Here is a 12,502-nt window from a genome sequence, read left to right as displayed (position 1 = left end):
GGCCGCATCTGTACTGTCTGTAGACACGTAGACACGAGCCTGTACGTACCTGTTACAACACTTGCACCGAGGACTGCTGAACCTTTTCATGGCAAAGACCACTCCCAACACCACGCGCAGCCGCAGCGCTGTGCTGAAATCGCCGATCGATGCGACTCCCGAATCCGGAGTGCAGCGCACGGTCCTTCCCGGCGGCCTGCGCGTCGTCACCGAGTTCATTCCCGGTGTGCGTTCTGCCTCCGTCGGTGTGTGGGTCGGGGTCGGCTCCCGAGACGAGCAGCCGAGTGTGGCCGGGGCCGCGCACTTTCTCGAGCACCTGCTGTTCAAGTCGACGCCGTCACGGACTGCATTGGACATCGCGCAGGTCATGGATGGTGTGGGCGGCGAACTCAATGCATTCACGTCGAAGGAACACACCTGTTTCTACGCGCACGTGATCGACGACGACCTTCCCATGGCGGTGGACCTCGTTGCCGACGTCGTACTGCGCGGGCGTTGCAGAACTGCGGACGTCGATGTCGAGCGCCAAGTAGTGCTCGAAGAGATCGCGATGCGCGACGACGATCCGGAAGACCTGCTCGGCGACGCGTTTCTGACCGCGTTGTTCGGTGATCATCCCGTCGGTCGTCCGATCATCGGCAGCGTCGAATCGATCGAGTCGATGTCGCGCAATCAGTTGCATTCCTTCCATGTTCGGCGTTACACGCCGCAGCGGATGGTGCTGGCCGTAGCGGGCAACGTCGACCACAAGCAGGTTGTGACGCTCGCTCGCCGCGCATTCGCCGGGCACCTCGAGCGTGGAGTCAAGCCGGCGCCGCGGCGCGAGGGCACTTTGCGATTGCGCACGATGCCTGAACTGAGCTTGACCCACCGCGACAGCGAGCAGGTCCATCTTGCGCTGGGAGTACGCGCCTTCGGCCGGCACGAGGGTCATCGCTGGGCGCTGTCGGTTCTCAACGCCGCAGTGGGCGGCGGGCTGAGTTCTCGTCTCTTCCAAGAGATTCGGGAGAAGCGTGGGCTTGCGTACTCCGTCTATTCCGGCGTCGACACCTTCGCGGACACCGGAGCGTTCTCCGTATATGCCGGTTGTCAGCCGGAGAACCTCGGTGAGGTTGCCACAGTGATCCGCGAGGTACTCGCAAACGTTGCGACGGACGGAATCACCGATGCCGAGATCGCCCGCGCCAAGGGATCGCTACGCGGCGGATTGGTTCTGGCACTGGAAGATTCGGGCTCACGTATGAACCGTATCGGTCGCAGTGAACTGAACTACGGCAACCATCGCAGTGTCGCGCAGACACTCGCGACCATCGACGCAGTCACCTCCGAAGAGGTGCTCGAGGTGGCGCAGGTGCTCTTGACGAGGCCGTTTGCGGCCGCCGTCGTCGGCCCGTACAAGCGGGTTCGTGACCTCCCCGCGTCGGTACGCGGGATCGTGGGTAAGTAGTTCGAACTATCGAAATCGGGGTGTGCAGTTGAAGATCCGTGGTGCAGTGCTCGAAGAGATCGGCCGGGAGCGTCCCTTTGCGGAGTCGACTCCGATTTCGATTTCGGAACTCGATCTCGAATCCCCGGGTCCGGGTGAGATCCTCGTCAAGATCGAAGTTGCGGGGCTTTGTCACTCCGACCTCTCCGTCGTCGACGGGAATCGTGTACGACCCGTACCGATGTTGTTGGGGCACGAGGCAGCTGGTCGGATCCTCGAACTCGGCGAAGGAGTCGATTCGCTGTCGGTCGGTACCCGCGTCGTGATGACGTTCCTTCCGCGGTGTGGTGAGTGCGCGGGATGCGCCGCCGACGGCCGGATGCCGTGCACGGTGGGTAGTGCCGCCAACAACGAGGGCAGTTTGCTCGGTGGCGCGCAACGACTGCGACGCTCCGGCGAGAACGTCAAACATCATCTCGGTGTTTCAGGTTTCGCGACGCATGCGGTGGTCAACGCCAAGTCGGTTGTTGCCGTCGACGACGACATCCCGGCCGAGATCGCAGCCGTACTCGGTTGCGCGGTGTTGACCGGAGGGGGAGCGCTGCTCAACGCGGCCAAGCCTCGCCCTGCCGACACGGTGATGGTGGTCGGCTTGGGCGGAGTCGGGATGGCTGCAATCCTGACGGCGCGCGCACTCGGGGTCGAGACCGTCATCGGCGTCGACGCACTGGAGTCGAAGTTGGCCCAGGCCCTGGAACTGGGCGCGACCGAGGTCTTCACACCGTCCGGACTGTCCGAGAGTGGCGTCCGTGCGGACATCGTCGTCGAGGCCGCCGGAAATGCTCGGGCCTTCGAGACTGCGGTGGCGGCGACGGCGCCGGGCGGCACGACGGTCACAGTGGGGTTGCCTGCACCTGATGCGCGTTCGTCGATCTCGCCTCTCGGGTTGGTTGCCGAAGCGCGGACGATCATCGGCAGCTACCTCGGATCCGCGGTCCCGGCCCGCGACATCCCGATCTACGCGCAATTGTGGCGGGACGGGAAGCTTCCGGTCGAGAAGCTCATCTCCTCGCGAATCGAACTGGCCGACATCAATTCCGGCATGGACGAACTCGCCGACGGAAAAGCAATCCGACAGGTCATTATCTTCGACGCGGAGCAGGCGCACGTTGCTGTTATGCAGCGGAAATGAGAGGTTTGCGTCCCCGATAGCCTCCCGAGTCGCCGCGGAAAATCGTTACCCCTTGTAACGCTCCTCTCGTACTGGACGACTACTCGAATGACGTTGCGTGACGCCCCGGGGGTCGGTCGTACGTTTTCCAAAAGTTGATTGGGGAGAAGATATGCCGGTTCGTGGGTTCTTTTCGCGACATCGAATACTGGCGGGTGCTGTAGCGCCCGCAGCGCTCGGCGTGGCCGCGTTGGTGGCGGTCGCAGTTGCTGTGGACTCTCCGGAGTCACGGACGATCGAGACACAATTGACGTCTTCGGTCACCGAGTGTCACGACATGGTGAGCATCGCAGTTGCCGGACGCCACGACACACCGGACGCTTCGACGGTGAAGATGTTGCTGGGAGCCGACGGGAAGCCCCTTCCGGCCGCCCTGTCCGGTGACTACAAGAGTGAACGAGTCGACCAGGTGATCAACCCGGCGGGCTCCGTCAACGCGAACAAGCCCGGCTCCTACGCGGCGGTGTACATCGCGTACCCGGCTAACATGGCGTCCTACGAGGACGCAGTCGCTGCCGGCGCTGCAAACACGCAGTCCGTGATGAGTGCCATCGCCAAGGAATGCCCGAAGACTCAGTTCTCGATCGTCGGGTACAGCGAAGGCGCCGATGTGGTGCGCCGCGTGGCGATGGACATCGGTACGCAGGAGAACAACGAGTTCGGGGTCGACCCGGACAAGGTTGTCGGTGTGGTCATGCTGGCCGACGCCGGCCGTGAAGCAGGCGACGGCACGTTCCTCGGCGCCAAGAATCCGTTCACGAACCCGGACAACTTCAATACGAAGTACCAGAACGGGACCTCCGCGACGCCCGGCGAGGGGGTTCTCCCTGATACCGCCGGCGGTTTCGGCAAACTGAACGGCAAGGTCGCGTCCTTCTGCTCGGACGGCGACTTCACCTGCTCGGCTCCCAGCAACATCTCCCTGTTGATCCTGGCGGCAAATGTCGGCCGGCAGTTGAACATCGACCAACTCGAATCGCAGGGGCTGAACCCGGCCACCGGCCAGGACGTCGCGGTGGTGTTCGGTCAGATCGTCTTCGAGGCGTTCGCGGACATTTCGTCCAACCCCAACTGGATGCAGAGTGACGAGACATTCCTTCAGGTGATGCTCAAGGTGTCGGATCCGGGGTACAAGCCCGGTAAAACACCCGCGCCGGCACCGGTTGCCGATGGCGAGACGGTGTCCACCGACAAGGTGTCTCCGCTGGCATATCTGCCGCAGAAGCTCTTCAAGGAGATCGTCGGTCTGATCGCTACCAACCAGAACACGATTCCCGTGATCTTGAGCGACCCCTACCAGCAGACACTGGCTCCGGATGTCGGACACCACTTCGACTACTGGCGTGATGCGGATGCGGCCAACGGCAAGCCGTTGACTTCAGCTCAGTACGCAGCGGCCTGGCTCACCTACCTCGCCCAGCAGGCGAAGGAAGGAAAGCCCGTCGACGCTACGGCGAAGCCGACGCCTGAACAGATCACCGCTGCCGTCGATGCGTACATGGCTGATGGCAATACCGAAGGCGGCGCCGCAGTCGCCGACGGCACCGAGACGGGTCAGGCACCGGCGGGAACCACCGGCTCGACGGGATCTGCTGGAGCGCCCGCACCCACGTCGCAGGTGCCTGCGGCCGGGTCGGCGTCGGCCACTTCGGGCGCGGCAGCCACTCCGACGGGTTCGGCGGCAGTGACGCCGACGTCGACCGTTCCGACTTCACCGGCAGCAGGCACGGAGGCGACGACGGCAGCCCCGACTACCACAGCGACGTCGACGACCACGACGACCACGAAGGCGCCGGTTTCGAACCCGTAATCCTTCACGCCGGCGTTCGTCACACGAATAACGCTGTCACAGGCTGCGATCCGCAATCAGTTGCGGATCGCAGCCTGTTTTGGTGTACGGGTTCCGTACGGCGACTGGTGGTGCTTATCGTGGAAGGAAGGTTTCCGGATCACGAATCGTGGGTTTCACCGTGCACGAGCTGTCTATTGCGCAGAGTGTGGTCGAAGCCGTGTGTGAGCGTGCCGGCGAGCGACGAGTATCGAGCGTGCGGCTGGAAGTCGGACAACTCTGCGCGGTGGTTCCACACTCTCTGTTGTTCTGCTTCGACGTCGTCACTGCGGGTACTCACGCCGAAGGTGCCAGCTTGCACATCGATCAGATCGCAACCAGCGCGCGATGCAAAAGCTGTGGCGTGACGTTCTCGCCGCCCGACATGTTCTTGTTGTGCGGGTGCGGCAGTGCTGATGTCGAGGTGCTTGCCGGCCGAGAGCTGCGGATCCTCTCGATGGAAGTGAGCTGAGATATGTGCGCGACGTGTGGGTGCGGGGACACCGCGGGACCGCGGGTGTCGGTGGTCGAAGAGGGACAGCACGAGCAGGTAGACGGTCACGAGCAGGAACACGGTCACGGGCACGGGCATGACCATCAGCACGGTCACTCGGAGCACACTGTGCTTCTCGAGCAGCAGGTGCTTGCCAAGAACGACGGCATCGCACTGCACAATCGTGAGTGGATGCGGGTCCGCGGAATCACAGCACTCAACATCATGAGTTCGCCCGGCGCGGGTAAGACGACGTTGCTGGCACGAACGATCCGGGAACTGACACGGGAACGACCTATCGCAGTGATCGAAGGTGACCAGGAAACCCGGCTCGACGCCGAGCGGATTCACGAGACCGGTGCGTCGGTGGTCCAGGTGAACACCGGGGCCGGATGTCATCTCGATGCCGAGATGATCGATCACGCACTACGGGCTTTGGATCCGCCAGACGGCTCGCTGCTTCTGATCGAAAACGTCGGAAACCTGGTGTGCCCCGCGCTCTTCGACCTGGGCGAGGAAGGCAAGGTTGTCCTAATTTCGACGCCGGAGGGGGTCGACAAGCCGAAAAAGTACCCCCACATCTTTGCCGTCGCGGATCTCGTGGTGATCAACAAGATCGACTTGCTCCCGTACGTCGAGTTCGACGTCGATGCCTGCATCGCGCAAGCAAGAATCCTCAATCCTGCTGTGCGCGTAGTTGTTCTGTCCGCCACGACAGGTGAGGGCATGGACGAGTGGTACGAGTGGATCGGTAGTCGTTCGGCGATTTCTCCGGTGGCCGTTGACAACTGATCTGCTCGGGTAGTTAATGAAATGAGTGGGTGCCACGCAAGTGGGCCGAGGTTCGACTCCGGTGGCGTCAGCGTTTCGGTGCCGCGGTGTTTCGAGACCACAGCGAGGCCACAGAGTTTTGAGGCCCTAGCGTGTCAGGCCGGTGGCGGCGCCGAGAATCAGGCGCAAGTGCACCCGTGAAAGCGGCTGACATGGACACACAAAAATCGACTGCTGGCACTACGGCGGAACCTGCCTCCGCTGTAGCCCCCCAAAGCGCAGCAGCCAAAGCGGAAGAAACTCTGATTCACGTGCTGTGGATCAATGCCGGTCTCAGTTGCGACGGTGATTCGGTGGCACTGACTGCCGCTACGCAACCCAGTATCGAGGAGATCGCACTCGGTGCGTTGCCTGGCCTGCCTCAGGTAGCGGTCCATTGGCCGCTCATCGACTTCGAATGCGGACCGCAGGGTGGAGCCGACGATTTCCTGGAATGGTTCTGGAAAGCTGACCGGGGAGAATTGGAACCCTTCGTTCTCGTCGTCGAAGGATCTATACCGAACGAGAAACTCCACGACGAAGGGTACTGGTGTGGCTTCGGGAACAATCGCGAAACCGGCCAACCGGTCACCACGAGCGAGTGGCTCGACAAGCTGGCACCGAAAGCCACTGCGGTAGTCGCGGTCGGCACGTGCGCAACCTACGGCGGCATACATGCGATGGCCGGCAATCCGACCGGTGCTATGGGAGTGCCGGACTATCTCGGGTGGACCTGGAAATCGAAGGCGGGCATCCCGATCGTGTGCGTTCCCGGGTGTCCCATCCAGCCGGACAACCTCTCCGAGACCCTGACTTACCTTCTGTACATGGCCACTGATCAGGCGCCGATGATTCCCTTGGACGAATCCCTGCGCCCGCAGTGGCTTTTCGGTGCCACCGTTCACGAGGGCTGTGACCGTGGCGGGTACTACGAGCAGGGCGAGTTCGCGACGGAGTACGGGTCACCGAAGTGCATCGTCAAGCTGGGGTGTTGGGGACCGGTCGTGAAATGCAATGTCCCCAAACGCGGTTGGATCAACGGAGTCGGCGGATGTCCTAATGTCGGCGGGATCTGTATCGGTTGCACGATGCCGGGATTCCCGGACAAATTCATGCCGTTCATGGATGAACCACCTGGCGGCAAACTCTCCACCAATGCGGTGGGAATGTACGGGTCCGTGATCCACAGTCTGCGCCGGATCACCGGTCACACGTTGGACAAGGAACCGCACTGGCGCGAGCGCGGGTCGAAGTTGCTCACCGGTGCGACACGTACGTGGTGACCGACCGGATACATTCAAATCAGTTCGTGAGCAACGTCTCTGGGAGGCACTGCAATGACGGCCATCGTTCCCGAACCCACCTCGACTGCGGACCGCGACGGTCTTGTCGAGATGGCGTGGGACCCCATCACCCGAATCGTCGGCAGTCTGGGTATCTACACCAAGATCGACTTCGCCAATCGCGAAGTGGTGGAGTGCCACAGCACGTCGTCGATCTTTCGTGGGTATTCCCTGTTCATGAAGGGGAAGGACCCGCGCGACGCGCATTTCATCACCAGTCGTATCTGCGGCATCTGCGGTGACAACCACGCCACATGCTCGTGCTACGCACAGAACATGGCGTACGGTGTCAAGCCGCCGCATCTGGGAGAGTGGATCGTCAATCTCGGCGAAGCGGCCGAGTACATGTTCGACCACAACATTTTTCAAGAGAATCTGGTCGCGGTCGACTACTGCGAGAAGATGGTCTCCGAGACGAATCCAGGGGTGCTGGCGCAGGCAGAGAACACGCGCTGTCCGCACGAGGACCAGCATGGTTATCGCACGATCGCCGACATCATGCGGACTCTCAATCCGTTCACGGGCGAGTTCTATCGGGAGGCGTTGCAAGTCTCGCGTTCGACCCGTGAAATGTTCTGCCTGATGGAGGGCAGGCACGTCCACCCGTCGACGCTCTATCCCGGTGGCGTGGGCACGGTCGCGACGATCGAACTGATGACGGACTACCTGTCGCGGCTGATGCGGTACGTCGAATTCATGAAGAAGGTCGTGCCGATGCACGACGACCTGTTCGACTTCTTCTACGAGGCGCTGCCTGGTTACGAAAAGGTCGGTCTGCGACGGACCCTGCTGGGTTGTTGGGGATCGTTCCAAGACCCCGAGTACTGCAATTTCTCGTACAAGGACATGACCGACTGGGGCCGGAAGATGTTTGTCACTCCGGGCGTCGTCGTCGACGGGAAGTTGGTCACCACAGACCTGGTGGACATCAATCTCGGTATCCGAATCATGCTGGGCTCCTCGTATTACGAGGACTGGAGTGATCAGGAGATGTTCGTCGAAACCGATCCGCTGGGTAATCCGGTCGATCGCCGGCACCCGTGGAATCAACACACCAACCCACATCCGCAGAAGCGGAACCTCGAGGACAAGTACAGCTGGGTGATGTCACCGCGATGGTTCGACGGAAAAGACAACCTCGCTCTGGACACCGGCGGGGGAGCGTTGGCTCGTCTGTGGAGCACCGCTCTTGCCGGCCTGGTCGACATCGGGTACCTCGAGTCGACTGGACACAGCGTGAAGATCAATCTTCCGAAAACAGCGTTGAAAGGTCCGGTCTCGCTCGAGTGGAAGATACCGGAACACGGCAGCAATACTCTCGAAAGGAACCGTGCGCGAACCTATTTCCAGGCGTACGCAGCCGCGGCTGCCCTTCATTTCGCCGAGAAGGCGCTTGTCGAGATCCGGGCCGGCCGGACCAAGACGTGGGAGTCGTTCGAGGTCCCGGACGAGGGTATCGGTTGCGGATTCACCGAAGCCGTCCGCGGAGTTCTCTCTCATCACATGGTGATACGTGACGGGAAGATCGCGAACTATCACCCGTACCCGCCGACTCCGTGGAACGCGAGCCCGCGCGACAGTTACGGAACTCCCGGTCCGTACGAGGACGCTGTGCAGGGTCAGCCGATCTTCGAGGAGAACGATCGAGACCACTTCAAGGGCATCGACATCATGCGGACGGTGCGTAGTTTCGATCCCTGCCTGCCGTGCGGGGTTCACATGTATCTCGGCGGGGGCAAGACCCTGGAGAAGCTGCACTCGCCGACGCAGTCCGTGACCGGGGAGTGATCGATGGAGCAAACGGCCGACTACTGGCGCGGAGCAGGTGAGCGCATCGAGACGTTGTTGCAGGCCAGTGCTGGTGCGGGACCGGTGGCTCGCGATCGCGCCGAGCAACTGGTGCGTGAGGTCGTGCAGTTGTACGGCGCAGCGCTCGAACGCACCGTCGCGCTGGCGGATCCGGCCACGATGGATGCGATGGTTCGCGACGATCTGGTGTCGAGCCTGCTACTCGTGCACGGACTTCACCCGCACGACGTCGAGACCCGCGTACGCGCTGCGCTCGACAGCGTGCGTCCGTACCTCGGCTCGCACGGCGGCGACGTCGAACTGATCGAGGTGGCGAACGGAGTCGTGCGGCTACGTCTGCTCGGAAGCTGCAACAGTTGTCCTTCGTCGTCGGTGACTCTCGAAACCGCGGTCCAGGACGCGGTGCAGGCTGCGGCACCCGAGACCACCGGAATCGACGTCGAAACACCGGACCCGCACGAGCTGAAGTCGGGTGTGATCTCGGTCGAGTCCCTGTTCTCGCACGTACACGCCGACGGGGGAGGTGCGCACTGGGTGGAGGTCCCCGAATTCGCCGAAGTCGACGCGGGTGAGGTCGCGGGCTTCCGGGTATCGGGTACCGAACTGTTGGTCTGCCGCTCCGGTGACGATCTGTACGCGTATCGCGACCGTTGTCCCGTCTGCGACCACTCGATGGCGGGGTCTGTGCTCGAACGCATGATGGGCGTTCCTGCCCGAGACGCCGCCGTTCTTACCTGTCCGACGTGCTCTGCCCACTTCAGCGTGTACGGAGCGGGAGCGAGGGTTGGTGGTGGTTCGGAGCACCTGGCGCCGCTGCCGGTGTTGATCCGCGACGGAGTTCTCTCGGTCGCGCTCGCCGACGATTCCGTGTTGCCGGTGACCTAGCCGTGAACGAAGACCGGTCATGAAAGTCACCCTGTCATGAAAACTACTGTGGGAGAAGTACTCACACGAATCGCCTCGGCGCGCGTCATGCCGACCGGGCCGCTGTGTGAGATGTGCGCGGCGGGCATAGGGGACGAACACCAACACGTCGTGGACGTACAGGTTCGGAGCCTGATGTGCGTGTGCCGTCCCTGCTATCTGCTCTTTTCGCCGGTCGACGCGGACCTTCGATACAAAGCGGTTCCCGATCGGTATCTCGAATTTCCGGACTTCGAGCTGGCGCCGGGCCGTTGGGAGTCTTTGGAAATCCCCGTCGGCCTCGCATTCTTCTTTCGAAACTCGCTCCTCGACAAGTACATAGTCTTCTATCCGGGACCTGCCGGAGCTACCGAATCCGAGCTGCCGATCGACTCCTTCGAGACAGTGCTCGACGAGAATCCGGGGCTCTCGCAGATGCGGGCCGACGTCGAGGCGTTGATCGTCTCCGTGCCCACGTCAGGACAATCGCCGCGATGCTTCGTGGTTCCCGTCGACGCCTGTTACGAACTGGTGGGACGGCTGCGCACCGTGTGGCGCGGATTCGACGGTGGCCAGGATGCCGCACGCGCAGTGGACGAATTCTTTGCTCGCGTCGAGGCACGAAGCAGGTCGGCATGACTTCTCTCGACTTCTCGGTCGACAACGTGGAGGTGGAACCGTACGCGGTCACGCCGAATCTGACGGTGAGATTGAGGATGTCGGAGACGACCGGCGTGACCGTTCGTGCGGTGGCCCTGCGCGCACAAGTTCGAATCGAACCGCACCGCCGGCCGTACTCCGATGCGGAAGGCGAAGCCCTGCACGATCTCTTCGGTCCGCGGGAGCGTTGGTCGAGCACGCTGCGCACCTTCTTGTGGATGGAGTGTTCCACGGTCGTTCAAGGATTCACGGGAGCAACGGTCGCGGCCTTACCCATGGCGTGTACGTACGACTTCTCGGTGACGGCGTCGAAGTACATGCATGGCCTCCGTGACGGAATCATTCCGATCGTGCTTTTGCTGAGCGGCACGGTATTCACTGACGGACCGCGTGGTTTCTCGGTGCAGCAGATCCCGTGGGACAGATCTGCTGCCTACGAATTGCCGGTCGACGTGTGGAAACTGCTGATGGCCACGCATTATCCGGCCTCCGGCTGGGTACGCCTCGACCATGAGACGATTGCCGATCTCGTGCGATTCAAGGCTGCCCACGGCCTCACGGACCTCGATTCAGCCGTGCGGCAGTTGCTGACGGCGAGCCAGGTGCAGCGATGACTCGAGCGGAGATCGATCACGACGTTCGGGCCGTGGCCGACGCTGTCCTCTACGAGGGCTACCTTCTCTATCCTTACCGGGCCGGTTCGGCGAAGAATCAATCCCGTTGGCAGTTCGGCGTTCTCGGACCGCCCGGCGCCGCCGAGGTCGGAGTCGGGGAGGAACCGTCGATGTCCGCGCAATGTCTGCTCGGCGAATTCGAGCGGAGCGGCGTCGAAGTGACTGCGACTGTGAGGTTTCTGCACCACCAGTCGCGGACGGTTGAACGACTCGGCGCCGGCGGCGCGTGGATTCCGGTCGATCGGTTGGTAGTCGACGGGTGCGAGTCGATCTCGTGGGACGAAGCGACCGAATCCGAGTCGGCATTGGGCCCGTGGGGTCTGGACGAACTCGAAGCCGGCGTCGAAGAAACCTTCTGTGCGGCGGGAGTTGTCGACGGCGAGACTCTCTCGGACTCTCGGGGCAGAGTGGTCGGACGGATCGTCCGGACACGGCTTCCGGTGAATGGTCGCGTGGCAGTGAGCGCCTCACCCGGAGGTGGACGCACGGTGATGTCCGTGAAGGTCATGAACACCACGAGCATCGACGCGAGGGACAAGGGCACCGCCACGGCGCAGTCGATGCTCGGCACTCACGTCATTCTGAACTCCACAGGCTCGAGATTCCTGTCGTTGTTCGAAGAACCCGATCATTCGGAGCCGCTGCGGCAAAATCGCTGTTATCCCGTGCTTGCGGGCATAGCGGACTCCACTCACCCTGGCACTTCGGCCACCGTTCTGGTGTCACCGATCATCCTGTACGACTTCCCCGAGATTGCGCCGCAGAGCGAAGGATCTCTGTTCGACTCGACCGAGATCGACGAAATACTCACCCTGAGAATCCTTGCCATGACCGACGAGGAAAAAGCGGTGGCGCGGGCTACCGATTCCAAAGCTGCCGACATCATCGACCGGTGTGAGCGCTTGACGGACGACGATCTGGCCGGCTTGCACGGTGTGCTGCGAGATCCGCATGCCGGTTCTGATCTCGTACCCGAGGTCCCTGACGGCGTGGACTGGTGGACCCCGGAAGCCGACACCAGTGTTCAACCGCGCACCGACGCAGTTTTGATCAACGGCGTCCGCGTTTGTGGTGGAAGTACAGTTCGGCTTCACCCCTCGCGTCGCGCTGATGCTCAGGACCTGTTCTTCGACGGCCGGATCGCCCACGTCGCCACCATTCATGAAGACGTGGACGGCGACATTCATGTTGGGGTGACACTCTTGGACGATCCGGCCGCCGATCTGCACAACTGGTACGGCCGCTATCTGTACTTCGCGCCGGAGGAGATAGAACCGATGCCGCGAGACAGCGGGAGTTGACGTACTTCACAGCTATCGGACTTC

11 protein-coding genes are annotated in these 12,502 nt (G+C 62.2%); all 11 read left to right on the top strand.

The features are described from left to right. Window positions 1–88: 88 nt before the first annotated feature. The 11 genes from I7X09_RS01355 to I7X09_RS01305 all read left to right on the top strand — a co-directional run bounded on the left by I7X09_RS01355 (window position 89) and on the right by I7X09_RS01305 (window position 12,478). The gene (locus I7X09_RS01355) at window positions 89–1,447 is read left to right on the top strand and encodes a M16 family metallopeptidase (RefSeq protein ID WP_003942169.1); all 1,359 of its coding nucleotides are present in this window, start codon (window positions 89–91) and stop codon (window positions 1,445–1,447) included. A 28-nt stretch (window positions 1,448–1,475) separates the two neighbouring features. Then, window positions 1,476–2,618 (top strand): alcohol dehydrogenase catalytic domain-containing protein, encoded by a 1,143-nt coding sequence (locus tag I7X09_RS01350; RefSeq protein WP_200315203.1) that lies wholly within the window; start codon window positions 1,476–1,478, stop codon window positions 2,616–2,618. 151 nt (window positions 2,619–2,769) lie between these two features. Continuing rightward, window positions 2,770–4,467, top strand: coding sequence for a cutinase family protein (locus I7X09_RS01345; protein WP_200315201.1), 1,698 nt, complete (start codon window positions 2,770–2,772; stop codon window positions 4,465–4,467). Between the two features lie 160 nt (window positions 4,468–4,627). Next, the gene (gene hypA, locus I7X09_RS01340) at window positions 4,628–4,957 is read left to right on the top strand and encodes a hydrogenase maturation nickel metallochaperone HypA (protein WP_095970748.1); all 330 of its coding nucleotides are present in this window, start codon (window positions 4,628–4,630) and stop codon (window positions 4,955–4,957) included. A 3-nt stretch (window positions 4,958–4,960) separates the two neighbouring features. Continuing rightward, window positions 4,961–5,770, top strand: a complete 810-nt coding sequence (gene hypB / locus I7X09_RS01335) for a hydrogenase nickel incorporation protein HypB (protein ID WP_200315199.1) — start codon at window positions 4,961–4,963, stop codon at window positions 5,768–5,770. A gap of 191 nt (window positions 5,771–5,961) precedes the next feature. Next, on the top strand, window positions 5,962–7,071 hold the full coding sequence (locus I7X09_RS01330; RefSeq protein WP_234036766.1) for a hydrogenase expression protein HypE: 1,110 nt from the start codon (window positions 5,962–5,964) through the stop codon (window positions 7,069–7,071). 54 nt (window positions 7,072–7,125) lie between these two features. Beyond that, window positions 7,126–8,919, top strand: coding sequence for a nickel-dependent hydrogenase large subunit (locus tag I7X09_RS01325; protein ID WP_124566238.1), 1,794 nt, complete (start codon window positions 7,126–7,128; stop codon window positions 8,917–8,919). Between the two features lie 3 nt (window positions 8,920–8,922). Next, a complete protein-coding gene (locus I7X09_RS01320; protein WP_200315197.1) occupies window positions 8,923–9,825 on the top strand; it encodes a NifU family protein in 903 nt (300 codons plus the stop codon). Window positions 9,826–9,861: 36 nt separating this feature from the next. After that, window positions 9,862–10,482, top strand: a complete 621-nt coding sequence (locus tag I7X09_RS01315) for a DUF5947 family protein (protein WP_200315195.1) — start codon at window positions 9,862–9,864, stop codon at window positions 10,480–10,482. Continuing rightward, window positions 10,479–11,117: a DUF6084 family protein gene (locus I7X09_RS01310; protein ID WP_124566237.1), complete on the top strand. Its 639-nt coding sequence runs from the start codon at window positions 10,479–10,481 to the stop codon at window positions 11,115–11,117. The genes I7X09_RS01315 and I7X09_RS01310 overlap by 4 nt, the downstream gene beginning before the upstream one ends. Continuing rightward, window positions 11,114–12,478 (top strand): hypothetical protein, encoded by a 1,365-nt coding sequence (locus I7X09_RS01305; protein WP_200315193.1) that lies wholly within the window; start codon window positions 11,114–11,116, stop codon window positions 12,476–12,478. The genes I7X09_RS01310 and I7X09_RS01305 overlap by 4 nt, the downstream gene beginning before the upstream one ends. Window positions 12,479–12,502 lie beyond the last annotated feature (24 nt).

The organism is Rhodococcus sp. P-2 (genome assembly GCF_016598535.1).
GTDB classification, from domain to species: Bacteria; Actinomycetota; Actinomycetes; order Mycobacteriales; family Mycobacteriaceae; genus Rhodococcus_F; species Rhodococcus_F baikonurensis.
The sequence above is the reverse complement of the archived record's forward strand: the minus strand, read 5'-3'. Positions and strand labels throughout refer to the sequence as shown.